The organism is Rhodococcus sp. A14 (assembly GCF_011603105.1).
Classification (GTDB): domain Bacteria; phylum Actinomycetota; class Actinomycetes; order Mycobacteriales; family Mycobacteriaceae; genus Rhodococcus_F; species Rhodococcus_F opacus.
Genome location: NZ_JAAOQS010000029.1, coordinates 60,664 through 85,472 on the forward strand (window position 1 = coordinate 60,664; position 24,809 = coordinate 85,472).

A 24,809-nucleotide genomic window follows, 5' to 3' on the forward strand; every position below is an offset into this window, starting at 1 on the left:
ATGAGCCTTCCACCGTTCCTCTCCTCCATCATCGGCTGGCTGCGAGCCGGCTACCCGAACGGCGTGCCCGAGCAGGACTACATTCCGTTGTTCGCGCTGCTCACCCGCCGTCTGTCGGAAGACGAGGTGGACGCCGTCGCCGACGCCCTCGTCGAGGAGGGCGACCTGCCCATCGAGAAGACCGACATCCAGGTGCTCATCACCAAGGTCACCGACGAGTTGCCGCTGGAGTCGGACGTAGACCGGGTGCGCAGCAACCTCGCCGCAGGCGGCTGGCCGCTGGCCGGGCCTGCCCAGTGAGCGAACTGCAGGTCCTGCCCGTCCCGTCGGGCGTCGGGGTTCTCGGCATCCTGCCGCAACTGTCGGCGATCCTCGACGGAACCGGCCCGGCCGTGCTCCCCGTCCCCGCCGCGGACGAGCGGGAGACCCGCCGACTGACGGACGCGTTGCACCCCGGGGAGCCGATCGACGACGGTGTCGCCCTCGTGGTCGCGACGTCCGGCACGACGGGAGTGCCGAAGGGGGCCATGCTGTCCGCGGCCGCCCTCCGCGCCAGCGGTGACGCGACGCACGCGCGGCTCGGCGGTCCGGGCGCCTGGCTGCTGGCCCTTCCCGCCCACCACATCGCGGGCATGCAGGTGTTGCTGCGCAGTGTCCTCGCCGGCACCGAGCCGGTGGTGATCGACGTGGCCGACGGCTTCGACCCCGGTGCGCTGCCTGCCGCTGTCGCGTCGATGAGCGGTCCCCGCCGCTACACCTCGCTCGTTCCGACCCAGCTGGTCAAGGCCCTCGACCACCCCGAAGCCGTGGCGTCGCTGGCCGCACTCGACGCCGTGCTCCTCGGCGGAGCCGCGACCCCCGCCCCCGTCCTGCGTCGCGCCGTAGACGCCGGCATCACCGTCGTCCGTACGTATGGAATGAGCGAGACGTGCGGCGGGTGCGTGTACGACGGGGTTCCCCTCGGCGGTGCCCGAGTACGGATCGACGGTGACGGCCGTGTCCTCCTCGGCGGGCCCATGCTCGCATCCGGTTACCGCGGACTCCCGGACCATCCGGCGTTCGCCGAACCCGGCTGGTTCCGCACCGACGACGCCGGCGCCGTCACCGACGGCGTCCTCGGCATCTCCGGCAGACTCGACGAAGCCATCTCCACCGGCGGTCTCACCGTCGTCCCGCAGGTGGTCGAGGCGGCTCTCGTCGCGCACCCCGCCGTCCGGGAATGCGCGGTGATCGGCCTCCCCGACGAGCGACTGGGGCGCCGCGTCACCGCCGTCGTCGTCGCCGAGCCCGGCACCGAACCGACACTCGCCGAACTCCGTTCCTTCGTCGAATTCACGCTCGACCCCACCGCCGCCCCACGCGAACTGCACCTCGTCGACACCCTCCCCCTCAGAGGTCCGGGGAAGATCGACCGGCGCGCACTGGAATCGCGGTTCGGCTAGCGGATTCGCCCGTCTGCGGAGACATTGGCCAGATGCGCCCGCAATTTCCGCGCGTCGGGCCAAAATCCACGCGGATGCTGTTGTCCACACGCCGACCTCTATCCACAGGCTCCGCGAAAGCCCAGGTGAGCGAACCAATCACTTCTGCGGGGTGGGGCACGATGTCGCCATGAGCGACGACGTGATCTTCCGACGCAGAGCCCTAGCCGACGGCGTCACCGATTCCGAGATCCGGCATGCCCGCGATTCCGGACGTCTCGTGCGAATCGCGGCGGGGGCATACGTCTCCGACGAGCGCTTCGCCGCACTCGATGCGCCTGCGCTGCACCGGGCCCGCATTGCGGCAGCCCTGCAGTCGCGCCCACCCGGCATCGTGGTGAGCCACACGTCTGCGGCACTTCTGCACGGCATGGATCTCGGCGACCTTTCGCTGGAACGGGTGCATCTGACGAGGAACCACGCCTCCGGCGGCGGCCGAACCGCGGGAGTCCACGTCCACGCCACACGGTTCGACGCAACCGACGTCGTCGCCCTGGGCGGGCTGGCGGTCACCTCCCCCGCCCGGACTGTGGTCGACACCGCACGCATCTCGACGTTCGACCAGGCCGTCGTCGTCGGCGATTCGGCGCTGCACCGTCGACTCGTCACGCTCGACGAGATTCTGGACGAGGTCGGCCGGGCGGGACCTCGCAAAGGCATCGCGACGGCGCGGCGGGCAGCGGGCTTCCTCGACGGTCGCAGCGAGAGCCCTGGGGAATCGCTGAGCCGCATCCGGATCCGCCAGCACGACCTGCCGCCACCCGAACTCCAGCACGTGCTCCACGACGGCACCGGTGCCTTCCTCGGCCGGGCCGATTTCTTCTGGACAGAATGCGGCGTGGTCGGGGAGTTCGACGGCATGGGGAAATACGGCGTCGACGGTGACCAGGCGGCAGTCGCCGTCCACCGGGAGAAACTCCGGGAGGACGCGATCCGCGACGCCGGTACGAGGTCGTCCGGTGGACGTGGCGGGACCTCTTCGACTTCGCCACCGTCAAGGCGCGCTTCGACAGGGCGTGCGCACGCGCAGAGCACCGGCGCTGACCGACGTTCGCCGAGACATTCGTCAGATTCCGGCGCAATTGCCCCTGATTCCGACCACTGTCTGTGAATCCGCCCGACGACAGCGCCCGCAAGCCCGTGCAAGAGGCGTGCAAGCCGGCTGCAAGTGCTGGGCTGCATCGTCTACGGCATGAACCTCACTGCAACTCCCCCAGCCATCGAGGCCGACGGGCTCGTGAAGCTCTTCGGCCGTCAGCGCGCCGTCGACGGCGTGAGCCTGTCCGTTCCGACCGGGTCGGTGTACGGAGTGCTCGGCCCGAACGGCGCCGGTAAGACCACGACAGTGCGGATGCTTGCGACGCTGTTGCGTCCGGACGGCGGCGAGGCCCGCATCTTCGGCCACGACGTGGTGCGCGAACCGAACGCGGTGCGCTCGCTGGTCGGTGTCACGGGCCAGTACGCGTCCGTCGACGAGGACCTGTCGGCGGTCGAGAATTTGGTGATCTTCGCCCGGTTGCTCGGTCTGAGCCGGGGTGATGCCCGCCGCAAGTGCACGGAACTGCTCGAGGAGTTCGACCTCACCGAGGCGGCGACGAAGCCGCTCAAGAATTTCTCGGGCGGTATGCGTCGACGTCTGGATTTGGCGGCCAGCCTGATCGCCCATCCCCCGCTGCTGTTCCTCGACGAGCCGACGACGGGTCTGGACCCTCGGACGCGCGCCCAGATGTGGGACACCATCCGCAGGCTGGTCGCGGACGGGTCGACGGTGCTGCTCACCACGCAGTACCTCGACGAGGCGGATCAGCTGGCCGATCGGATCGCCGTCATCGACCGCGGAAAGGTGATCGCGGACGGCACGGCCGACGAGTTGAAGGCGTCCGTGGGCGTCTCCTCCCTGCAGTTGACGCTGGTCGATCGCGGACAGACCGACGACGCGCGTTCGGTGATCGCCCACACCCTCGGTGTGGAGGTCGCGATCACCCCGGAGATCGGCCGCCTCACCGCGCCGATGACCGATCCGTCGCTCGCCGTGGAACTCCTGATCCGACTGCGCGACCACGGGATCGCCGTCGACGAGATCACCGTCCAGAAGCCGAGTCTCGACGAGGTCTTCCTCACCATCACCGGCCACGGGGCAGACGCCACCGAGGCCGACACCGAACGGAGCGTCGCATGACCACCACCCTCGAATCCCGCGCTCACGCGGGCCCCCAACCGATTCCGGAAGCCCGGAACCGGATCAGCCTCGAGCAGTCCGTCGCGAACACGCTGACCATGGCGTACCGGGGGCTGCTCAAGATCAAGCACAACCCGGAGCAACTGTTCGACGTCGTCGTCCAGCCGATCATCTTCACGTTGATGTTCACGTACATCTTCGGTGGCGCCATCTCCGGCGACGTGGCGTCGTATCTGCCGATAATCATCCCGGGCATCCTGGTCCAGACGGTGATCACCACGTCGATCGTGACGGGCACCCAGTTGCGGGAAGACATGGACAAGGGCGTCTTCGACCGCTTCAAGTCCCTGCCGATCGCCCGCATCGCGCCGCTGTCCGGTGCGCTCCTCGCCGACGTCGTGCGGTACGGCATCGCCACGACCATCACGTTCGCCGTCGGTATCGCGATGGGGTACCGGCCCGGCGGCGGTGTCGTCGGAGTGGTGTCTGCCGGCGCGCTCGTCGTCGTCTGCGCCTTCTCGATCAGCTGGATCTTCGCGCTGATGGGTGTTCTGATGAGCAAAGCGTCGTCGGTGCAGGGCATTTCGATGCTCATCCTGTTCCCGCTGACGTTCATGTCCAACGCGTTCGTGCCCGCCGACACGATGCCGGGCTGGATGCAGGCGTTCGTGAACGTCAACCCCGTGTCGCACGTCGTGACCGCGGTGCGTGAACTCGTCAACGACGGCCACTTCGGTGTCCACGTCGTGTGGTCGCTGCTCGGCGCCGCCGTGATCGTCGCGATCATGGCACCGCTGACGGTCCGGACGTACATGCGTAAGGCCTGACACCCGAACAACGAAGCGAGCCGGTGGGCGCGGGGTCCACCGGCTCGCTTCGCCTATTTCTCCAGTTCGGGTGCGTCCGCCTGCAACTCCCCCACCTCGGTCTTGAGAATCCGCATCGACCGTCCCAGGCCGCGGGCGGCGTCCGGAAGTTTCTTCGACCCGAACAGCACCACGAGCACCACCGCGATGATCGCCCAGTGGCTCGGGCTCAGCGCCCCCACTACTGGGGCTCCTCACCGTCGGGGTACACGGCGTCCACCTCGACCTCGACGAGCCAGCCGGCCGCGGGCAGGCTCGCGACCTCGAGCGCGAACCGGCTGGGACGCGCGGAGTTCCGTTCCATCGGCGCAGCGGGTTCCGCGGTGCCGAGCGGGACCAGTTCGGTGTCACCGGTCTCGAGGTTGGTGTTCGCGAAGAACTGCCGGTAGGCGCGGTTCCAGCCGGCGTAGTCGGCGCGGTCGGTGCCGGGGGCGTTGTCGAGGAACACCCGCATGGTCACGACGTCCTCGAGCGTCAGTCCCTGTGCCTCGAGATTGTCGCGAATCCGCTTGAGCGCGTTGATGCCCTGCGCTTCGGTGATCGTGACTCCGGCCGGGAGTGCGCCGCCCGCGAACACGTCGGTGTCGATGTACGACTCGGGGGTGCCCTCGGGTGCGGCCTTGTTGGAAGCGCCGGGACCGATGCCGCTCGACTTGTAGACGGCGGTGCCGCCACCGATGGCCACACCCTGCGCGATCATCGGATTCGCCTCGCCGGCTTCGAGAACGGACTTCGAGACGAACGTGCTGCCGGGCGCTTCCGCTGCCGCCTCCTCGGAGGAGCACGACGCCGCCCCGGCGATCAGAGCGGATGCGGCGAGCGCGGCGGTCACGGCCTTGGTACGAAAAGACTTCACAGTTCACGACTCCTTGTTCGAGGGGAAGGTCAGGCTTCCTGGGCCACGCGCTCGTGGATGTGGGTGACGACGTCGCGGGCGGACGTCAGGGCGCCGTGCTGCCAGGCGATGGCGTTGGACAGGTGGTCGCCGGCGAAATAGATCTTGTCGACGGGTTCGAGCAGCTTCTCGTACTCGGGAGTGGCCGCCCCGCCGTGCGATCCGCCACTGCCCGCCCAGTTGGCCCAGGCACTCTCGGAGTACTTGGTGCGCCGCCAGCTGCCCGAGAACGACGACGAGATGTCGCGGGTGTACTTCTCGCCGTGGATCTCCGAGCCCTCCGCGATCGCCTTGGCGAGCCGCTGGCGGTGCGTGAGGGACTCGAACGCCTCCTGACGCTTGCCGCTGCTGTAGTAGGCGACGACCACACCGCGATCGGAGTTGTAGTGGTCGTACGGGAACATGATCTGCGAGATGTCCTTGTCGGTGTTGGACGCGCCGCCGTAGATGCGGTCCTCCGTCTCCCACCACCGGCGCGAGTACTCGATGCCGAGCTTTCCGGACGACGACGGCTTGGCCGCCTTCAGCGCGGTGAGCACGTCGCCGGGCAGATTGTTCTGCAGTCGTCCGACGAGGTGCGGCGGGATCGTGCAGATCGCGTAGTCGGCGGTGATCGACTTCTTCGAGCCGCCGGCGGTGTATTCGACGGTGACGCCCTCGGACACGTTCTTCATCGACGTCACCTCGGCGCCGAAGACGATGTTGTCGGTGCCGATCCTGTCCTGGAACGCGTAGTAGATCCGGTCCATGCCGCCGACCGGGGTGAACATCATCATCGCCTGGTCGTAGCCGAAGTCGAAGCTGAAGTTGCGGCCGATGCCGCTGCGGATCACTTCCTGCATCGCGAACGGCTTCTTCTCGGTGCCGAAGTTCAGGCCGGCTCCGGGCTCGGAATCGTAACCGCGACGCGAGGATCCGAGGTAGCGGCCGTCGTCGGACAGGTCACCGAAGTCGCTGAGGAACTCCGACAGCGCATCCTTGTCCTCCCGGCTCAGTACCTGATCCAGGGCACCCTGATCGGTGGCCTTCTTCAGCAGTTCCGACATGTAGCCGAACGTGTCGGCCTTCGCGGCCCGGTAGGTGACGGACTGGCCAGACAGCGACGTGTCGCTCTGGTAGTTCACGAACGTGTTGGCGTTCTGGTTTCCGAATCCCTGGATCTCGACGCCGAGTTCGCGGCAGTAGTCGAGCGTGATGTGGCTCTGCGGGATGCGGGTGGCGCCGACGTTGTAGAAGTGGCCCTCCGAGAACGTGCACTTCTGCGTCTCGCCGCTCAGGTCGGTCTCCTCGCTGCCGCCCCGTGCGGTCCAGACGCGGCCACCGGGCCGGGTGCGGGCCTCGAGGACCGTCACCTTGTACCCGGCCTTCTGCAGTTCGAATGCCGAACACAGACCGGCGGGGCCGCCGCCGAGCACGACCACGGAATGGCTGCCCTTCACCTTGCCGATCAGGTCGCCGGCCGCGAGCGGCTGGAAGGTGCGGGCGGGCGCAGCGGTCGACGGTGCGAGCCCGAGCGTCGACATCGCGCCGTACGCGAGGCCTGCGCCGCCGGTGGCCCCGAGGCCCTTCATGAAAGATCTACGTGTGAATGCCAATTCGCGCTCCCATTCTTGCGCCCGGCGACCCGGGTAACTTGTCCGGATTCATCCTGGGAGGGAAGCGAGTCGGGAAGTTGTCGGCGGCGAAACAGTCTGAGGCCGGCGAGCGAGAACGGGCGCCGGCCGTTCTCACTCCCGAGTCGGAGTTCGACCCGAAACCGAAACTTTTCGGCAACACGACCCGGCTAGTTTCACGCGCATGTCAGCCCTTTCCGACGCCATCGCGCGTTCGTTCGCCACCGGCGAGCCCGAACGTCAGGCCCTGTCGCCGTTGCGTGCGCTGGGCAGGCGGCAGTTGTCGGGCTTCGAGGTTCTCGCCCAGTCGGTGGCCACGACGGCGCCTGCGGTGTCGATGGTGGTCCTGCCCGTCACCATGTTCACCCACCAGATGCTGCTGAGCGGTCTGATCACGATCGTCGTCGCGACGGTGGTGGTCTCCCTGATCGCGGTGTGCGTCTCGCAGTTCACGCGACGTATGGCGGCCGCGGGCGGTCTCTACAGTTTCGTGTTCCAGGGCCTCGGCACGCGAGCCGCGCTGACGGCGGGTGTCGCCATGCTGACCAAGTACGTGGGCAGTGCGGTGATGACGCTGTACCACGGTGGCCAGGCCGTGATCGCGACGCTCGGCTTCTTCGGGCTGGAACTGCGCGAACCCGCCGAGCGTCTCCTCGTCTACGCCGGGATCGCGATCGTGATCCTCGCCTGTCTGGTCCGCGGGGTGCGGTTCGCGGCCCTCGCCATCCTCGCCGTCGAATCGTGCTCGTTGCTGTTCATCGTCGGTCTGATGATCGTGACCGGCGCGGGCGGTCAGCACGCCGCGGTGCCGCCGTCCGATTCCGCGTACGGGCCGCTGCTCATGACGCTGGCCGCGGTGTTCGCCCTGGCCGGCTTCGAGAGCTCCACGTTCTTCGGGCCGGAGGCCAAGCGCCCGCTCGCCACCGTCACCCGCACCGTGATGCTCACGCCGATGATCTGCGGCGCTCTGTTCATCTTCTCGGCGTGGGCCGCCTGGTCCGGTCGCACGGACACCCTGGTCAACGCGTATCTGCACGGCACCTCCACCGGGGTCGACTCGGCCGTGGTGATCGCCCTGAACCTCGGGTTGGGCACGTCGTGGCTGGCGTCGGCGATGGCGTCGTCGAATGCCGCGTCGCGGCTGCTGTATTCGATGGGGATCGAACGAGTCGTGCCGCGTCTGTTCGCCCGGGTGCACCGGAGCTACCGCACCCCGTACGCGGCGCTGGCGGTCATCGTGTGCGCCGTGTGCGTCGGTGCCGCGACATTCGGCATCGTCGGCAAGTCGACCGGATTCGGTCACGTGCAGTTGATTGCCAGGAGTGCGGTGGTCGCGGCGTACGTGTTGGTGGCCGTGGCGTCGGTGCGGTTCCTCAGCCGGATCGGGGAGCACACCCCTCTCGTCCTGGTGGCGGGAGTCGCGGGCAGCGCCGCCGGCGGACTCGTCCTGGCCTACATGCTGTTCGTGAACGTGGCCCACGGCTTCGCTATGGTCCCCACCGTGGTGCTGACCCTGTTGCTGTCGGGTTCGGCGTGGCAGCTGTACCTGCGATGGCGCTACCCGGCGAGCCTGCGGTCGATGGGTGTGTTCGATACCGCGGAAACAGACGATGTGCTGCCGGGAGCCGGGGTGTTCGCCACGGACGCCGCCGGGAACCTCGCGTTGACGGCGGCTGGACGTACCCCCGGGTCCCGGTGATGGGCGCCCGAGCGGGGGAGATCGCGGGCCACGAACCACGCGCCGTGCAGAAGGCACTCGCCCTGCTCGAGGCCGTGGCTCAGCTCGGGTCCGGGGCGACCGCGCGAGACATCGCCGCACACGCGGGGATCCCCCAGGCCACGGCGTACCGGCTGCTCAATCTCCTGACCGCCGACGGCTATCTGGTGCGGATCGCCGACCTGTCCGGGTTCGCGCTGGGCCGGCGGACCAGGCAGCTGGCGGGGGCGGATGCGGCGCCGGACCCGGTCGACCACCACGCCGTGCTCGAAGAACTGCGCGAACAGGTGCGTTTCGGGATCCATCTGGCGTCGTTCGCGGGCGGCCGGGTGCGACTCGTCGACCGGGACCCCGACCACGAACTCAGCGGCGAGAACACGATCGCCGCGCACCTGCACGCGTCTGCGATCGGCAAGATCCTCCTCGCGTCCCGTCCGGACCTGGTGCCGTCGAGTCTGCGCCGGGTCACGTCGCGGACCGTCACCGACATCGCCGCGCTGCGGGGTGAACTCGACGCCGTCCGTCACACCGGTTCGGCCCGAGAGGTCGACGAGGTGCGGGTGGGCCGCAGCGCCGTCGCCGTCCCGGTGCACGATGCGCAGAACGCGGTGGTCGGATGCCTTGCGGCGATCGGCAAGACCGGACGCCTGGCCGTCGACGATCCGGAACTCACCGACCTCCTGCGATCGTGTGCGGCCCGGGTGAGCGGCCGGGTCCCTGCCTGAGACCGGCACTCAGCTCGAACTGGCGAGCATGTCCAGGATTTCGGCGCGCACCGCACGACGCGACCAGTTGCCGCACCGATTCTGCGCCGACTCCCAGCGGTCCTCCCCCACGTGCTCGACTGCGAACGCGACGTGCCGGGGGTGTCGCAGCGACGCGATGTCCTGCCGCGCCCGGGCCCGGGCCGACAATGCCAGCAACGCGAGGCCACGATCGGAATCACCGTGCGCGAGCTCGAAGCACCCCACCCCGGCCGCCACGGCCCCGGTGACCGGCAGATCCTGGTAGGCAGCCTGTCCCAGCCTCGACAGCGCTGCCTCCGCGAGCTTCGGCACGAACTCCACCATCATCTCGGACCGGCCGTGCAGCACGTGGGCGCACACCACCGACGCCGCCAGCATCATTCCGAACGGATCGGCGTACGGCTCGGACAGCATCCGGGGATACACCATGTCCAGCGCCTCACGGTAGCGGGCGAGCCCGCGTTCGACGTCGCCGTCCGCGAGATCGATTTCCGCGAGACTGCCGGTGGCGGCGGCCCGCCATTCGTCCGGCTGGTGGTCGTCGGTCCCGGTGCCCGCACCGCGATGCTCGAGTACCGTCTCGGCCAGCACTTTCCGGCCGGCCTCCACATCACCGTCGGCGATCAGCGCGGAGGCCTGGAAGCCCCACAACTGATCCGCCTCCTCCTGCGCACCCAGCTTCCGCATGCCCTCGACGGCGTCCTGATAGTGCCGCACCGCGTGCCGGTAGCGCCCGGACTGACTGTGCAGCGAACCGAGGAACTGCGACGCCATCGCCGTGCCCCACACGTCACCGATCGCCCCGCACAGTTCGGACACCGTCGCGGCATCCCTCATCGCGCCGCGGAAGTCGCCGAGGTTCTCCCGCATGCTGGCCCGCGCGGACAACGCGGCCGCGCGGGTCTCCGGATCGTCCGACCGCACCCCGTCCGCGACGACCCTGGCCAGGCGCCGTCCCGAACCCAGCGACAGGATGAGCCGCACCGCGAACGAGGTGACCGACGGAAGGTCGGGGCGGTCCCGGAGCAGGTGACGCAGCCGGATCCGGGCCCGGGCGAGCGTGCGCGTCTGGCCACCGAACACCAAGTGCATCGCCGCGAGCAGGAACGTGTACGCCACCAGTTCCGAACCGACGTCCGTCAGGTCTGCGGCCGCCGTCGACCCGAGAATCCGCGGCGTCCAGTTCATCACCTCCGAGTGCGCGCCCCGAATGGCCCACAGGCCGCCCAGCACCGGGAACACGGTTGCCACCGTCTCCGCGTCGTCGCGCTCGACCGCCCACCGCAGGACCGCGAGCAGGTTGTCGTGGTCGGCGTCGATGTCGTCCGCGAGCGCAACCTGGTCGGATCGGCACCGGCGGAGCGCCTCCGACGCGAACCGGACGGCCCAGACCCCTTGGCGAGCAAACACTTCCGATTCCTCGCCGGCCGACGCGAGCTGCTCCTCGCCGTACTCGCGCACCGTCTCGAGCATGTAGTAGCGCAGCGTGTCCGACGTCTCCGACACGGACAGCAGGGATTGATTCACGAGGCCCTCGACCGCATCCACGACGTCGTCGACGCCGTCCCACTCCGCGATCGTCCGGGCGGCGTCGAGGGTGAACCCCGCCGGGAACCGGCAGAGTCTGCGCAGCGCGATCTGCTGTTGCTCGCCCAGAAGCTGCCAGCTCCAATCGATGACGGCGTGCAGGGTTCGGTGCCGCTCGGGCGACGTCGGGTCGTGCGACCGCAGCAGCGCGAACCGATGCTCGAGTCGTCGGCCGATGTCCTCGACGCTCATGCTGCGTACCCGCGCGGCGGCCAGTTCGATCGCGAGCGGGAGACCGTCGAGGGTGCGGCAGAGGCTGCGCACCGCCTCCGGGTCGAGACGCGCCGTGGGCCGCACCGCGCGGGCCCGCGCCGTGAACAGTTGCACGGCGGGCGCGTCGTCTTCGTCGATCGCGAGCGGCGGCAGCGGGTACACGGCCTCGGACGCGAGCATCAGGGGTGATCGGCTGGTCGCGAGGACCGTCAGCTGGTCGCCGGCCGCCACCAGGTCGGCCACGACCTCGGAGCACGCGCCGATGACGTGCTCACAGTTGTCGAGGATCAGGAGCATCGGCCCTGCCGACAACGCTTCCCGCAGCCGTTCCCGCGCCGAATGGACGCGGCTGACGGTGAGCCGGCCCGGCGCGATGTCGACCTCGCTGAGCCCGAGCGTGCTGCTGATCGCCGCCACGACGTCCTCGCTGCTGCGCAGCGACGCGAGTTCCACCAGAGCCACGGACGTCCCCGCCGCGGCCCGCGCACCCAGTTCGTGCGCGAGTCGCGTCTTGCCGGCACCGCCGGGCCCGAGGATGGTCACCACCCGCGAAGACGTGAGCAACCGCTCGATCTCCGCGATGTCCGAGTCGCGTCCCAGGAGGGCGTTGGGTGCCGCGCGGAGCCCGATCGCCGTCCGGTCCGGCGACGCGAGGAGCGGAGCCGCCACAGCACCGGGACGTCCGCCCCGCAGGATCTCGGTGTGCAGAGCGACGAGCGCCGGCGACGGATCGGCCCCCAGCCGGGACACCATCCGCTTGCGGAAGGTCGCGAACACGTCCAGCGCCTCGTTGTCCCGCCCGAGCCTTGCGAGCGCCCGCATCAGATGCGCGTGCCCCTGCTCGTCCAGCGGTTCTGCGGCGACGTGGGCCAGCGCCTTCGGGAGGGCGGCGTCCCAGTCTTCGGCCGCCACCAGCGCCGCCAGTTCCGCGGCCTCGAGCTGCCCCCGGATCACTGCGGCATCGGCGGCGAGTTCTGTTGCGGCGGCACCCCCGGGAAGGTCCGCGCCCGGGTCGCCCCGCCACAACGCGAGCGCATCGCGGATCTCGTCCGGCCCGACGCTGCGACCGTTCCCCCGGCCTCTCAGCCGGCGTGCCACGTCCTCGGCGCGCGTCAGATCGACGGCATCCCTGGGCACCGCCAGCCGGTAACCGGCCGGGCCGATCTCCAGCGCTCCGTCCGGCAACGCCGCGCGCAGACGGGAGACCTGCGTGTGCAACGCATTCATCGGGGACCGCGGCGGATCCTCGCCCCACACCTCGTCGATGAGGGCCTGCGCCGACCGGCTCCGGCCGGGATCGCGGGCGAGAGCGACCAGCAGGCTGCGCGCGCGGGTGCCGGGCAGCGGCGCGAGCACGCCCGATCGCCACGTCGATATCTCACCCAACAAGGCGACCTGGATCGGTGTGCTTGCCGGTGCCACTCTCTCGTCCACGCTCATGTGCTGGTCCACCGCGTTCGATGGTATTGCACGGCGTGGGTGCGGGCGTCTTCTCGCACGGTGCAAAGATCGGTGCATGGCAACGGCTGCTCAATGGATCGAAGGCGCTCGTCCGCGCACCCTCCCGAACGCGATCGCCCCGGTGCTCGTGGGCACCGGCGCCGCGGCGTCGCTCGGCGGCGCGGTGTGGTGGAAGGCAGTACTGGCACTGGTGGTCTCTCTCGCGTTGATCGTGGGCGTCAATTTCGCCAACGACTACTCGGACGGGATCCGCGGCACCGACGACGAGCGGGTGGGCCCGCTGCGGCTCGTCGGGTCCAAGCTGGTGAAACCGTCGGCGGTGAAGGCTGCGGCCATCGCCTGCTTCGCCGTCGCCGCGGTGGCCGGTCTGGTCCTCGCCGCCACCACCGCGTGGTGGCTCGTGCTGATCGGCGCCCTCTGCATCGTGGGCGCCTGGTTCTACACCGGCGGCAAGAAGCCGTACGGGTACAGCGGCTTCGGCGAGGTCGCCGTCTTCGTGTTCTTCGGTCTCGTCGCCGTGCTGGGCACCCAGTACGTGCAGGCCGAGACGGTGGACTGGGCCGGTCTCGTGTCCGCGATCGCCGTCGGTTCGTTCTCGAGCGCGGTTCTCGTCGCCAACAATCTGCGGGACATTCCCACCGACACCGAGTCCGGCAAGCGCACGCTCGCCGTCCGGCTCGGCGACTCGCGTACCCGCATCCTGCATCTCGTCACGCTGACGGTCCCGTTCGTCGTGACGCTCGTCCTGGTGCTGCGCACCCCCTGGTCGCTCGTCGGACTGCTCGCGCTGCCTCTCGCCGTCCGGGCGAACGCGCCGGTCCGCTCCGGCGGCCTGGGCCTCGCACTGATTCCGGCGCTTCGGGATTCGGGGCTGGCGATGCTGATCTGGGGCGCCGCCACCGCTGTGGCCCTCTCGGTCGCCTGAGCGGCCGCCGGGTCAGTCGCCGTCCGGGAGGACGATGCCGAGGATGAAGTTGACGATCGAGATGATCAGGCCTCCCCATACGGCGGTCCAGAAGCCGTCGATTGTCAGGCCGTAATCGGTCTGGGAGCTCAGCCATGCGGTGAGCAGCAGCATCAGGGCATTGATCACCAGGGTGAACAGGCCGAGCGTCAGGATCAGCAACGGCAGCGACAGCAGCTTCACCAGTGGTTTGACGAAGATGTTGACGACGGTGAACACCGCCGCGATGCCGAGCAGCACCACGATGTCCCAGCCGGTTCCGTTGCCCGAACTGGAGATGTCGATGCCCGACACCCAGGCTGCCGCCAGCCAGATCGCGAACGCGTTGATGACGAGGCGTACCAAGAAGGTCATGGGTGCATGCTGGCACATCGTTCGGACAAACGGGAACTGGATAACCCGGGACCGGGATGGTCAGGCCGCGCGGTCGTCGAGTGCCGCGTGGATGCGACGTCGGAGTTCGCCGACACCGACCTGGACCTCGAGAATCTCCCGTGTCGTGCCGTCGGCAACTCGCAGCACTCCGAGGAAGATGTGCTCGGCGCCGATGTGATCGTCCTTGCGCGCCAGCGCCTCCCGCAGTGACAGTTCGATCGCCTTCTTCGCGTCGCGGGTGAACCCGATGTGCCCCGACTTCCGGCCGAACCAGCCGCGCTTCTCCGCCGGCTCTTCGGGATCGAGGACGCCCTTGCCGAAGTTCTGCTCGAGGCTCTGCCGCACCGCGTCGAGGTCGATCCCGATCGATTCGAGCGCTTCCGCGTCGGCGTCGCTCAAGGCCGTGCCGCGGGTCGCGACGGTCGATCGCGACGTCTCCTCCTCGACGCCGGCGTCGGCGAGGATGCCGTGGACGGGTTCGGTTTTCGCGGACAGCAGCGCGAGTACGAGGTGTTCGGGCCCGATCTGGGGCGACTTCAGTGCGCGCGCTTCCTGTTGCGCGCCGATCACCACCGCCCGGGCGTCCGTCGAGAATCGTTCGAACATGCGCCGTTACCTCCCTCTCCGATTGTGCTTCTGATGGACGGCCTGCCTGCTCACCTCGAGGGAATCGGCGATCGCCTGCCAGGACCAGCCCTGGGCGCGGGCGTTGGCGACCTGGATGGCCTCGAGCCGTTCGAGGAGACGCCGCAGCGCACGCACGGCCCGCAACCCCTCGGCGGGGTCGGGGCTGCCCGCCGCTGCGGCGAGCGTGGTTGCTTCGGTCATGCATGTCAATTTAGGTTGACACCGACCGGGTGTCAACCCGCCTTGACAGATCTCGGGGCGGCCGTCAGTACGCGGCGACCGCCCCGTCGACGGCGATCTGCAGTTCCTTCTGCACGACGTGGGCGATGTCCATCGGCTTCGCCGGGAGGTCGAACAGCGGTTCCCCGACGAAGACGCTGGCCGACTTCACGTTCTCGGGGTCGGGCCCGTGGGCGTCCGGCCCGTAACTGATGCCGATGGACAGCAGCACGGGTGAGACTCCGCGATCTGCCGCACGTTTCGCGATGTGACCGATTCCGCTGTTGATGTGCTGCAGGCGGGTCGGGTCGTCCTCGTTGCACGTGCCCTCGGGGAAGATCGCCAGGTTGTCACCGCGACAGAGCCGTTCGGAGGAGATGTCCATCATGAGGCGGCCCGCGTCGGCGACCGCCCGGAGCCCGTAGTTCTTGCTGCGGAACACCGGGATGCCGCCCATCATGTCGACCTTCTTGTGCAAGTCGGGGTCGACGAACAATTCGTCTTTGGCGAGCACCCGGGTGCGTCCGATCGCGCGGCGCAACGGCGTGTTCCAGGCCGTGGCCGCAAGCGTGTACTGGTCGCTGTGGGTGATGTGATTGGCGGCGACGATCAGCACCCTGCCGGACTTCACGAGCCCGGCGAGCTGCGCCTTCGCGTCGTCCGCGTACACGACCCGCGGCCGGTATTTCGCATACAGCGACGCGTACGCCAGCTTGGCGAGCATCCGATTCTGCTGATGGTCGCGGTAGTACGCGTACACCGCTTCGTAGTTCTCGAGAGTTACCTCGGGCTTGTCCATGCTCGTCCCCACTCCGTCGTCCTATCGCCAGGCTACCAACCTACGGTTGCGTAGCCTACGGTGGAGTAAGTTTTGGGAAAGTGCAGGGAAACTGTGCGAACAGCACGATTTCGGGTACAAAAGACCTGTGATCCGCCCGGCCATTTCCACCGACCTGCCCGTCCTGCAAGACATCGAAATCGCGGCGGGTGCGCCGTTTCGTGACATCGGAATGGACGCCGTCGCCGACGATCCCCCGTTCACACTCGACGAGTTGACCGAGTACCTCCAGCTGGAATGCATTTGGGTCGCGGTCGACGCAGACGATGCCCCGGTCGCATACGCACTCGTCGCCGTGGTCGACGGGGCCGCCCACATCGAGCAGGTGTCGGTCCACCCCGGCCACGCCCGTCAGGGCCTCGGCGCCCTGCTCCTCGACGAGATCTCGTCGTGGGCGGCGGTCCGCGGGCTGCCTGCCCTCACCCTCACCACGTTCGTCGACGTCCCGTGGAACGCCCCCTACTACGAGCGGCTGGGTTTCCGCCCCCTGCCGGAGGACGCCCTGACCCCGGGCCTGTCACGCATCCGCGCCGACGAGGCCCGGCACGGCCTCGCCGCGTGGCCGCGGGTCACGATGTCCCGCCCGGTGACGGCGCCGGTGCGTACCGGCGCGACCGCGCCTCAGCCGGGCTGACCGGGCCACTCCCCGGTCGCCGCGAAGCGGTCGAGCACCGCGGTCGGACCGGTGAGGTCGATACCCTCCCCGGCCACCCAGTCGTCGTCGAAGTAGGTGTCCGCGTAGCGTTCGCCGCCGTCGCACAGGATCGTGACCACACTGCCGGACCGTCCGGCCGCGAGCATCTCCGCGACGACGGTGAACGCACCCCACAGGTTCGTGCCCGTGGAACCGCCGACCCGGCGACCCAGCACCGAACTGGCGTGCCGAGCCGCCGCGATGGACGCGGCGTCGGGCACCCGCATCATCCGGTCGATGACCTGCCCGACGAACGACGGCTCCACCCGCGGCCTGCCGATGCCCTCGATGCGCGAGGGCATCCCCGTCGCGTAGTCACAGGAGTTGGTGTCGTAGCCGCCGAAGAACGCCGAGTTCTCCGGATCCACCACGAGCAGCCGGGTCGCGTGCCTGCGGTAGCGGATGTACCGGCCCAGCGTCGCGCTGGTGCCGCCGGTGCCGGCGCTCATGACGAGCCACTGCGGCACCGGGTGCTCTTCACGAATCATCTGGTGGTAGATCGACTCGGCGATGTTGTTGTTGCCCCGCCAGTCGGTGGCCCGCTCCGCGTGCGTGAACTGGTCCATGAAGTGACCGCCCGTCTCCGCGGCGAGCCGTCGGGCCTCGCTGTAGATCTCCGGCGGCCGGTCGATGAAGTGGCAGCGACCGCCCTGCGCCTCGATGAGGGCGATCTTCGCGCCGCTCGTGCTGCGCGGCATGACGGCCACGAAGTCGAGTCCGAGCATCTTCGCGAAGTACGCCTCGCTGACGGCCGTGGACCCCGAGGACGCCTCGATGACCGTGGTCCCCTCGGTGATCCATCCGTTGCAGATCGCGTAGAGGAACAGCGATCGGGCCAGCCGATGCTTGAGGCTGCCCGTGATGTGGGTCGACTCGTCCTTCAGGTAGAGCTGCACACCCCATTCGACGGGCAACGGGTACCGCAGCAGGTGCGTGTCGGCGCTGCGCTGCGCGTCGGCGTCGATGAGACGGACAGCGTTGTCCACCCAGTCACGCGGAAAGCTCCGGTCGATGACGACGCAGTCGCCGTCCGTCACCGGGACGTGCCCTCACCGCGGAGCCTGGCACGCAGGTCGGCCTGGTCGGCGCGACGCTGCGCGTCGAACGCGGCGATCCCCTCGTTGACCCGCCGGCGGAGTTTCGCGAACAGCAGCAGCGACAGCGGGAGTGCGATGAGGACCGCGAAGATGGCGGCGACGAGCAGCGGCACGGCGACTCCGACTAGTGCAGCCACCCCGAGGATGATGGCGCCGATGACGACGACCAGCAGCAGCCGGGCGATCGAATAGATCGCGACGTCGCGCGCCAGCTGCCCCTTGGTCACCCGCCCGTCCTGCTTCGCCGGTGCGCTCGAATCGGCTGTGACGGGGCGCTCGACCTGGTCTTCTGGCTTCTCGGATGACTCACTCACGCTCCCAGGTTACCCATCGCCGAGCCCGCCCCTCACACGTCCGACTTATCCGATTTGTCTATTACCTCCCCTTTACCAACATTAGATCGTTCGAGTACCCGGGGGGCCAGATGTCACGATGACCGAGATCAGTCGCAACAGCGGCCGGCTTCAGCACAGACCAGTCGAAAGCAGTGGAGGACCGTCGATGAGCGCACCCACCTACAACGGACCCGGATTCAGCGGATCCAACGAAGCCCTCATGACCCCGGGCCAGGTGGCTGCCCTGTTCCATGTCGACCCGAAGACCGTGACGCGATGGGCGCACGCGGGCCGGCTCGGATCGCTGCGCACCCCCGGCGGGCACCGCCGCTTCCGCGAGGCCGAGGTCATGCAGCTGCTCCGCTCCCTGACGACGGAGGCGGGCCGACCCTGATATTGGGCGGGCAGCCGTAGAGCTGACCGCGACCGCACTACCCGGACGCCCTGCGACCGGATAAGTGCCCTCTGCCGCCGACGCGGCTACGCTCAGGGATACCGGCTACCCTCGAGCGGTGTAAGGAGGTGCGCGGTGATCTATCTGTTGGCACTCATCGGGCTCGTGACAGTGGCGGTCCTGCTCTGGAAGGCGTTCGGCCCGAACACCAGGCCCGTGCTCAGCAATCGGGTGCAGGGACCCGACGACGATCCGGATTTCCTCTGGAAGGTCGATCGGGAGACCCGTCGGAAGAAGTCCGACGAACCCGATGCCGGTCCGGCGGACCCCGCCGGGTGAGCCGAAGCCGGGGTGCCGGTCGATCCGGCACCCTCGGTCTCATTGCCTCAGCGACGATCCTGTAGCGCGAAACTGGACGCCGGGAAGTCCGACGCCACCGCAGCGGCCAGTTCGAGAAGAGCGTTGCGCGTCTTGGGACGCAGTCGCTCCAGTTCGATCTCGGCGCCCTCTTCGAGGTGCGGATCGAACGGAATCAGCCGGACCAGGCGGCACCGCTGCTCGAAGTGCTCGACGACCTTCGGCAGATCCACCTTGCCCGACCGCGGGCGGACTGCGTTGACGACGGCCACCGACCGGGACACCAGTTCGCGGTATCCGTGGGCGTCGAGCCAGTCGAGGGTCGCGGAGGCGCTGCGGGCGCCGTCGACGGACCCCGAGCTGACCACCACGAGCGCGTCGGCCTCTTCGAGGATGGTCTGCATGGCGGAATGCATCAGTCCGGTGCCGCAGTCGGTGAGGACGATGCTGTAGAACTTCTCGAGCATCGTGACGGTCCGCGAGTAGTCGTCCGCGCTGAACGCCTCCGACACCGCCGGGTCGCTGTCGGACGCGAGCACCTCGAGCCGGTGCCGGCTCTGCGACGTGTAACTGCGGACGTCGCTGTACTTTTCGATGCTCTGCTCGTCGCGCAGGAGATTGCGCACCGTGGCCGGGGTCTCGAGGGGAATCTTCTGACTGAGCGTGCCCCGGTCGGGGTTGGCGTCGACGGCGATGACGCGGTCGCCGCGCAGTGACGCGAACGTGGAGCCGAGGGTCGCGGTGGTGGTGGTCTTGCCCACTCCGCCCTTGAGGCTCAGCAGCGCGATCTTGTAGCAGCCCTGCAGCGGCTGGTTGACCTGCTTGGTCAGCTCGATCCGGCGCTGTTCCTTCGCGCTGTTGCCGACGTTGATGTAGCGGCCGGACAGTTGGTACAGCGCCTTGCGCCATCCCGTGGTGGGGGCCGGCTTGACCTGCTTGAGGAGCAGCGACGTCGACAGGTCACGCGCCGACACCGCGTACTGCTGATCGGCATTCGTGGTGTGCGGGCGGGGTTGCTGGGGTGCGTGCTGGACCGGCGCCTGCTGCGGCGGCGTGAACGCTCCCTGCACGGGAGTCTGCTGCGGGGCCGGGGCCTGCTGCGGGACGGGAGCGGCGGCCGGGGCCTGGGTCTGCGGCCGCGCGGGTGCGGCGGCCGGGGCCTGGACACCGGGCTGCGCGAACGGGTTGGGACCCTGCGGCTGAACGTACGGAGCCTGTCGCGCGGCGTTCCACGCGGCGGCCGATGCGTGGTCGTCCCCGGGCGGATTCGATGCAGGCCGTACCGGCTCCCACATGCCGGCGTTGTTTTCGGACATGACTCAACATCCCCCTCGTGAAGTCTCCATCGTCCCCACCGAATCACACCGATCGGAGACGTCGCGGCGGAAGGATATCAGTCGGTGACTACCGTCAGTTGAGGCCCGCGTACGAGTGCAATCCCGACACCACCATGTTGATGATGAACAGGTTGAACAGCATCGCGACGAAGCCCGCCACGTTGATCCATGCGGCCTTGGTGTCGCGCCATCCCGACGTCGCACGGGCGTGGAGGTAGGCGGCGTAGATCACCCAGGCGATGAACGACACCGTCTCCTTGGGGTCCCAGCCCCAGAATCGGCCCCAGGCGGCCTCGGCCCAGATGGCGCCGAGGATGACGCCCGCGCCGAACAGCGGGAACCCGATGATGGTGGTCTTGTATGCCAGCCGGTCCAGGGTCTGCGCGTCGGGTAGCCGCTCCGCGATCCGCGCGAACACGCCCGTTCCTTCCTCGCCGCGCGGGTACCGCATGCGCAGCAGGAACAGCAGGCTCGCGATGCCCGACACCAGGAACACACCGGAACCGACGCTCACGATGGTGACGTGGATGGGCAGCCAGTACGACCGCAGTGCGGGCACCACGGGTGCCGCGTCCGCGTACAGCACGGTGGCGGCGAGGAACATCAGGATCAGGACGGGGACGAGCAGGAACACCCACATCGACCGGTACGCCGGCTTCGACAGGAGTGCGAGACCGACGACGAGTGCCGCTGCGCAGGCCATCGTGACGAACTCGTACATGTTGCCGAGCGGGAACCGCTCGGTCGCGAATCCGCGCAGCACGATCGACGCGAAGATCAGCACCGTGCCGACGACGAGCACGGCCGCGCCCATGCCGCCGAAGCGCTCGGACATGGGTTTCTTCGGCTGCTCGACCAGTCGACCGGGCACCGAGGGCGCGTCGGCCGAGCGTGCACCGGAGCCTGCCGACACGAGTTCCCGGTCCTGCACTGCCTGCGCCCGGGTGGACGCGTACTGCACGATGAGCAGCACGAGTGCCAGCACCAGGACGGTGAAGGCAGATCGGAAGGCCCAGTCGCTGTACTGCGCCAGTGTCTCGTTGGTCGTCATCGTTGGCTCTCCTGCGCGTCAGGCTTCGTGTCGTCCGTGAGCAGACGGGTGCAGAGTCGGCCGAACTCGTCGCCCCAGCCGGCCTGATCGGTCCGGGCGAGTCCACCAAGCTCTACTACAGTACGTCGTGGGTCAAGATCGGACGCGTCCGCGGGGTAGATGCGGGCCCACACGCGGCGACGCTTGACCAGCAGCGAGACGAGCAGTCCGGCCATCATCGTCAGCGCCGACACCAGCACCCACTGCTGCGCCGGGTCGTGCGACACCTGCAGGTTCACGAAGTCCACGGCACCGTCGAACCGCACCTGGGTGCCGTCGGCCAGCGTCGAACTCTCCCCCGGTTTCAGATTCACCCGGTCCTGCTTCACGAGCCGGCCCTGGTTGATCAATTCGGTGTTCAGCGAGAACAGCGACTGCGGATTGCCCGTGTCGAGGCCGGTGTCGCCCTTGTAGATGTCGATGGCGACGGCCGGGTCGTTCATGGCCGGGTAGCTCGACGCCAGCAGGTTGCCGTGCAACAGCGCGGTCGGGGCGAACAGTCCCTCGATCGCGATCTGATTCTTCCGGCGCTCGTCGGTGTCGGTGTACATGCCGCCGGGCGGGTCGAACCGCATCGCACCGCTGCTGAGGAACGTCGTCGCGTCGTCGGGACGCCACTGCAGCGTCTCGGTGCGGGTTTCCCCGTTCGGGAACGTGACGGTGAACGTCGGCGCGTACCCGTGCCCCTGCAGGTAGACGCGGTCGCCCTCGACGCGAAGCGGGTGGTTGACCTGCAACTGTCCGTCCCGCCACGTGTTCGTCTCGAGGTCGTCGCCGGCCTGGTAGGCGATGTTGGATGTGAACATCTCGGCCTGACCGCTGTCGAGGTAGTCGGCCGCGAAGTCCTTGACCTTGACGCACAGCGGCGTCATGCCGGTGCCGTCCTGCGTGTTGCCCGCCTTGAACGAGTCGAAGACCGCGGGCGACGTGGTGCAGAAGCCGGGACCGTTGTTGGCGACCACGATGACGTTGCCCTCGTAGCCGAACAGCTTGCCGACGGCGATCGCGACGAGCAGCGCCACGAGCGACAGGTGGAAGACCAGGTTGCCGAGCTCGCGGAAGTAGCCCTTCTCCGCGGAGATGGTGATCTCGCCGTCGTGCGCGGCGCGCTCCCCGCCCGCGCGGGTCTCGACCCGCCACCCCTTCAGGTGGGTGCGGATGCGGGCGGCGAGTTCCTCCGGCGTCTCGTCGACGCGGTCCTCGTGGTGGTGCGGCAGTCGCGCGAGGTTCCGCGGGGCAGGCACCGGACGGGTGCGCAGCGCCTTGGCGTGGTCGACACAGCGCGGCAGGATGCAGCCGACGAGGGAGATGAAGAGCAGGACGTAGATCGCGGTGAACCAGAAGCTGCCGAACACGTCGAACAGCTCGAGCTTGTCCATCCACGGACCGAGGGTCGGCCGATTCGAGATGTATTCGTCGACCTTGCCCGCGTTGAGGCTGCGCTGCGGGAGCAGCGCGCCGGGAATGGCCGCGAGGGCCAGCAGGAACAGCAGCACCAGCGCCGTGCGCATGGACGTGAGGCCACGCCAGGTGTTGCGGACGACCGCGAACGCGCGGCCCGGCAGCGATTGACGGGGCACCGGTGCGGCTTCCGGGGCCTCGGAAATCTGGGTGTCGCTCATATAGGGAGGGTCACTTCCGAGATAAAGGCGTCGCGAACCCAGCCGACGAACTGGTCCCACGCGCCGGTGACGAGGGCGACGCCCACGGCCACCAGCATGATTCCGCCGAAGATTTGAATGGTGCGCGCGTTGCGGCGCAGCCAGCCGACACCGCGCAGCGCCCGGGACGAGCCGAGCGCCAGGATCACGAACGGCAACCCGAGGCCGAGGCAGTACGCGACGATCAGGGCCACTCCGCGGGCGGCGGTGGCACCGTCGGTGCCTGCGGCCAGTGAGATGACACCCGCCAGGGTGGGGCCGAGGCACGGGGTCCAGCCCAGTGCGAACACGGCACCGAGCAGCGGGGCCCCGGCCAGGCTGGAGATGCGGCGCGGCTCGAGCCTCGTGTCGCGCTGCAGGGCCGGGATCAGGCCGATGAACACCAGGCCCATGGCGATGGTGACCACCCCGCCGACCCGCATCAGGATGTCGCGGTTGATCGCGAGCGCCGAGATGGCGCCGAACACGGACGCGGTGGCCAGCACGAACACCACGGTGAAACCGGCGACGAACAGGGCCGCGGCGCCCGCGACCCGCAGCCGACCGTCGGCGACCGTCTTCGTGCGGGTGGCCGCCTCCTCCGCGGTGACGGCCGGGGCGTCCGCGCCGACCACACCCGCGAGGTAGGACAGGTATCCGGGCACGAGGGGCACGACGCACGGCGACGCGAACGACACCAGACCGGCGAGGACGCACGCGCCGAGCGCGAGCAGCAGCGGTCCGGATGCAGCAGTGGACTGGAAGGCGTCGCCGACGCCACCGGCGAGAAGGGTAGTGCTGGTGCTCACGATTCCTGCGCCACCCGTTCGACCACCGGCTTCAGGTCCTCGGCGAGCAGTTCCTTCAGGAACACCGCGGCCACGCGGTGGTCCCGGTCGAGCACGATCGTGGTGGGGATGACGCTCGTGGGGTAGTTCTGCCCCAGCGCGATCATCGTCCGCATGGCGGGGTCGTAGATCGACGGATACGACACCTTGTTGTCGATCACGAAGTCCTGCGCCTTGTCCTGCTGGTTGTCCCGCACGTTGATCCCGAGGAACGACACTCCCTGATCCTTGGTCTCCTCGTACACCTGCTCGAGGTCGTTGGCCTCACCCCGGCACGGGCCGCACCACTGCCCCCACACGTTGAGGACCACGACCTGCCCCTCGAAATCGTCGAGCGAGGTGGTCTTGCCCTCGGTCATCAGATCGGGTCCGGACACCGTGCCGATGGTGCCGCGGTCGGCGGGCGGGTCGTAGAAGATCTCCGTCTGTCCGCCCGGCGACACGAAGTCGAACGTGCCGCCCTGGGCCACGGCGTCGTCGCCGGACGCACACGCCGACAGCGACACCGCGGCCGTACAGATCACCGCGAGAAGCCCGGCGAAGCGCCCCCGACTCATGCCCCGGTCACCCTCGGATCCGACGCGCCCGCGGGCTCCGAGTACACGATGTCGATGAGGGTGTCGCCCTCGTAGACGAGGGACGTCAGCGACGCGAGACCGCACTGGCGGTGCCGCGGGTCGTGCCACAGCCGCTCCCCCTGCAGGAATCGGCGGAGGGTCCAGACGGGGAGCTGGTGGCTGACGACGACGGCCTCGTGGCCCACCGCCGACACGCGGGCGCTGTTGACGGCGGCCAGCATGCGGTGCGCGATTTGCAGGTACGGCTCACCCCAGGACGGTGTGAACGGGTCGCGCAGTTTCCACCAGTGCCGGGGACGGGACAGCGCGCCGTCGCCGACGGACACCTTGAGGCCCTCGAATTCGTTGCCTGCCTCGATGAGGTTCTCGTCGGTCGCGATCTCGACGCCGTGCGCGTCGGCGATCGGAACCGCCGTCTCCTGCGCCCGCTGCAGCGGCGAGGACACCACGTGCGTGATGTCGTGCTTGGCCAGCACCGACGCCACCGCGCGGGCCTGCGCCTCACCCGTCACCGACAGCCGGAACCCGGGGAGCCTGCCGTAGAGGATTCCTCGCGGGTTGTGCACCTCGCCGTGCCGGAGCACGTGCACGATGGTGCGGGTCTGTGTGTGGTCGGGATGATCGGCTTCGGTCACGTTGCGGTTCCTCGGGTCGGGAC

The 24,809-nt window shown here is 68.8% G+C and carries 26 protein-coding genes and 1 pseudogene; 11 read left to right on the forward strand and 16 right to left on the reverse strand.

From position 1 onward, the window contains the following. The 5 genes and pseudogenes from G9373_RS17515 (at position 1) to G9373_RS17535 (ending at position 4,487) form a co-directional block, all read left to right on the forward strand. The gene (locus G9373_RS17515) at positions 1-300 is read left to right on the forward strand and encodes a DUF3349 domain-containing protein (RefSeq protein WP_005252058.1); all 300 of its coding nucleotides are present in this window, start codon (positions 1-3) and stop codon (positions 298-300) included. Beyond that, positions 297-1,442, forward strand: coding sequence for an o-succinylbenzoate--CoA ligase (gene menE, locus G9373_RS17520; protein ID WP_120660511.1), 1,146 nt, complete (start codon positions 297-299; stop codon positions 1,440-1,442). The genes G9373_RS17515 and menE overlap by 4 nt, the downstream gene beginning before the upstream one ends. A 169-nt stretch (positions 1,443-1,611) precedes the next feature. Beyond that, positions 1,612-2,525, forward strand: a pseudogene (locus G9373_RS17525) (hypothetical protein). A gap of 148 nt (positions 2,526-2,673) precedes the next feature. Next, entirely contained in the window at positions 2,674-3,660 is a 987-nt protein-coding gene (locus G9373_RS17530; protein ID WP_043788634.1) for a daunorubicin resistance protein DrrA family ABC transporter ATP-binding protein, read from the forward strand. Further along, positions 3,657-4,487: an ABC transporter permease gene (locus tag G9373_RS17535; RefSeq protein ID WP_005564446.1), complete on the forward strand. Its 831-nt coding sequence runs from the start codon at positions 3,657-3,659 to the stop codon at positions 4,485-4,487. Before G9373_RS17530 ends, G9373_RS17535 begins: the two co-directional genes overlap by 4 nt. A 53-nt stretch (positions 4,488-4,540) precedes the next feature. On the opposite strand, the gene tatA is transcribed toward G9373_RS17535, so the two are convergent. Genes tatA through G9373_RS17550 form a run of 3 tightly spaced genes read right to left on the reverse strand, consistent with a single transcriptional unit; the run spans position 4,541 to position 6,992 of the window. After that, positions 4,541-4,708 (reverse strand): Sec-independent protein translocase subunit TatA, encoded by a 168-nt coding sequence (gene tatA, locus G9373_RS17540; RefSeq protein ID WP_005252050.1) that lies wholly within the window; start codon positions 4,706-4,708, stop codon positions 4,541-4,543. Then, a complete protein-coding gene (locus G9373_RS17545; RefSeq protein ID WP_133984985.1) occupies positions 4,708-5,382 on the reverse strand; it encodes a Rid family hydrolase in 675 nt (224 codons plus the stop codon). The genes tatA and G9373_RS17545 overlap by 1 nt, the downstream gene beginning before the upstream one ends. A gap of 29 nt (positions 5,383-5,411) precedes the next feature. Beyond that, positions 5,412-6,992 carry an FAD-dependent oxidoreductase gene (locus G9373_RS17550; RefSeq protein ID WP_054248136.1) on the reverse strand — a complete coding sequence of 527 codons (1,581 nt, stop codon included), beginning with the start codon at positions 6,990-6,992 and terminating at the stop codon, positions 5,412-5,414. Positions 6,993-7,218: 226 nt separating this feature from the next. Here G9373_RS17550 and G9373_RS17555 point away from each other — a divergent pair, with 226 nt between their 5' ends. After that, on the forward strand, positions 7,219-8,733 hold the full coding sequence (locus tag G9373_RS17555; protein WP_133984987.1) for an APC family permease: 1,515 nt from the start codon (positions 7,219-7,221) through the stop codon (positions 8,731-8,733). Further along, on the forward strand, positions 8,733-9,476 hold the full coding sequence (locus tag G9373_RS17560) for an IclR family transcriptional regulator C-terminal domain-containing protein (RefSeq protein ID WP_005258317.1): 744 nt from the start codon (positions 8,733-8,735) through the stop codon (positions 9,474-9,476). The genes G9373_RS17555 and G9373_RS17560 overlap by 1 nt, the downstream gene beginning before the upstream one ends. A gap of 9 nt (positions 9,477-9,485) precedes the next feature. On the opposite strand, the gene G9373_RS17565 is transcribed toward G9373_RS17560, so the two are convergent. Next, positions 9,486-12,737, reverse strand: coding sequence for a BTAD domain-containing putative transcriptional regulator (locus G9373_RS17565; protein WP_133984988.1), 3,252 nt, complete (start codon positions 12,735-12,737; stop codon positions 9,486-9,488). A gap of 76 nt (positions 12,738-12,813) precedes the next feature. Here G9373_RS17565 and G9373_RS17570 point away from each other — a divergent pair, with 76 nt between their 5' ends. Further along, positions 12,814-13,683, forward strand: a complete 870-nt coding sequence (locus G9373_RS17570) for a 1,4-dihydroxy-2-naphthoate polyprenyltransferase (protein ID WP_054248134.1) — start codon at positions 12,814-12,816, stop codon at positions 13,681-13,683. Positions 13,684-13,695: 12 nt separating this feature from the next. Here G9373_RS17570 and G9373_RS17575 read toward each other — a convergent pair whose 3' ends face one another. The 4 genes from G9373_RS17575 to G9373_RS17590 form a co-directional block, all read right to left on the reverse strand. Further along, positions 13,696-14,076, reverse strand: a complete 381-nt coding sequence (locus tag G9373_RS17575) for a phage holin family protein (protein WP_005258320.1) — start codon at positions 14,074-14,076, stop codon at positions 13,696-13,698. 60 nt (positions 14,077-14,136) lie between these two features. Next, positions 14,137-14,703: a Clp protease N-terminal domain-containing protein gene (locus G9373_RS17580; RefSeq protein WP_005563675.1), complete on the reverse strand. Its 567-nt coding sequence runs from the start codon at positions 14,701-14,703 to the stop codon at positions 14,137-14,139. Positions 14,704-14,709: 6 nt separating this feature from the next. Then, on the reverse strand, positions 14,710-14,925 hold the full coding sequence (locus G9373_RS17585; protein ID WP_005258323.1) for a hypothetical protein: 216 nt from the start codon (positions 14,923-14,925) through the stop codon (positions 14,710-14,712). 64 nt (positions 14,926-14,989) lie between these two features. Continuing rightward, positions 14,990-15,742: a lysophospholipid acyltransferase family protein gene (locus G9373_RS17590; protein ID WP_005563677.1), complete on the reverse strand. Its 753-nt coding sequence runs from the start codon at positions 15,740-15,742 to the stop codon at positions 14,990-14,992. 127 nt (positions 15,743-15,869) lie between these two features. Between G9373_RS17590 and G9373_RS17595 the strand changes: the two genes are divergently transcribed. Next, positions 15,870-16,415, forward strand: a complete 546-nt coding sequence (locus G9373_RS17595; RefSeq protein ID WP_005258327.1) for a GNAT family N-acetyltransferase — start codon at positions 15,870-15,872, stop codon at positions 16,413-16,415. On the opposite strand, the gene G9373_RS17600 is transcribed toward G9373_RS17595, so the two are convergent. Together G9373_RS17600 and G9373_RS17605 are read right to left on the reverse strand one after the other, a co-directional pair. Beyond that, positions 16,403-17,512 (reverse strand): PLP-dependent cysteine synthase family protein, encoded by a 1,110-nt coding sequence (locus G9373_RS17600; protein ID WP_054248133.1) that lies wholly within the window; start codon positions 17,510-17,512, stop codon positions 16,403-16,405. The genes G9373_RS17595 and G9373_RS17600 overlap by 13 nt on opposite strands. Next, a complete protein-coding gene (locus G9373_RS17605; protein WP_005258331.1) occupies positions 17,509-17,886 on the reverse strand; it encodes a DUF4229 domain-containing protein in 378 nt (125 codons plus the stop codon). Before G9373_RS17605 ends, G9373_RS17600 begins: the two co-directional genes overlap by 4 nt. 187 nt (positions 17,887-18,073) lie before the next feature. On the opposite strand from G9373_RS17605, the gene G9373_RS17610 reads away from it, so the two are divergent. Then, positions 18,074-18,301 carry a BldC family transcriptional regulator gene (locus G9373_RS17610; protein ID WP_005252019.1) on the forward strand — a complete coding sequence of 76 codons (228 nt, stop codon included), beginning with the start codon at positions 18,074-18,076 and terminating at the stop codon, positions 18,299-18,301. A 135-nt stretch (positions 18,302-18,436) separates the two neighbouring features. Continuing rightward, positions 18,437-18,640 carry a hypothetical protein gene (locus G9373_RS17615; RefSeq protein WP_005252018.1) on the forward strand — a complete coding sequence of 68 codons (204 nt, stop codon included), beginning with the start codon at positions 18,437-18,439 and terminating at the stop codon, positions 18,638-18,640. A gap of 47 nt (positions 18,641-18,687) precedes the next feature. Here G9373_RS17615 and G9373_RS17620 read toward each other — a convergent pair whose 3' ends face one another. The 6 genes from G9373_RS17620 to G9373_RS17645 form a co-directional block, all read right to left on the reverse strand. Beyond that, positions 18,688-19,974, reverse strand: coding sequence for a MinD/ParA family protein (locus G9373_RS17620; RefSeq protein ID WP_064080650.1), 1,287 nt, complete (start codon positions 19,972-19,974; stop codon positions 18,688-18,690). Between the two features lie 94 nt (positions 19,975-20,068). Continuing rightward, on the reverse strand, positions 20,069-21,046 hold the full coding sequence (gene ccsB / locus G9373_RS17625; protein ID WP_005566502.1) for a c-type cytochrome biogenesis protein CcsB: 978 nt from the start codon (positions 21,044-21,046) through the stop codon (positions 20,069-20,071). Then, the gene (locus G9373_RS17630; RefSeq protein ID WP_005566500.1) at positions 21,043-22,707 is read right to left on the reverse strand and encodes a cytochrome c biogenesis protein ResB; all 1,665 of its coding nucleotides are present in this window, start codon (positions 22,705-22,707) and stop codon (positions 21,043-21,045) included. The genes ccsB and G9373_RS17630 overlap by 4 nt, the downstream gene beginning before the upstream one ends. Then, on the reverse strand, positions 22,704-23,534 hold the full coding sequence (locus tag G9373_RS17635; RefSeq protein ID WP_005252012.1) for a cytochrome c biogenesis CcdA family protein: 831 nt from the start codon (positions 23,532-23,534) through the stop codon (positions 22,704-22,706). The genes G9373_RS17630 and G9373_RS17635 overlap by 4 nt, the downstream gene beginning before the upstream one ends. Continuing rightward, positions 23,531-24,130 (reverse strand): TlpA disulfide reductase family protein, encoded by a 600-nt coding sequence (locus G9373_RS17640; RefSeq protein WP_005258349.1) that lies wholly within the window; start codon positions 24,128-24,130, stop codon positions 23,531-23,533. Before G9373_RS17640 ends, G9373_RS17635 begins: the two co-directional genes overlap by 4 nt. Next, entirely contained in the window at positions 24,127-24,786 is a 660-nt protein-coding gene (locus G9373_RS17645; RefSeq protein WP_005566498.1) for a histidine phosphatase family protein, read from the reverse strand. The genes G9373_RS17640 and G9373_RS17645 overlap by 4 nt, the downstream gene beginning before the upstream one ends. Positions 24,787-24,809: the final 23 nt, after the last annotated feature.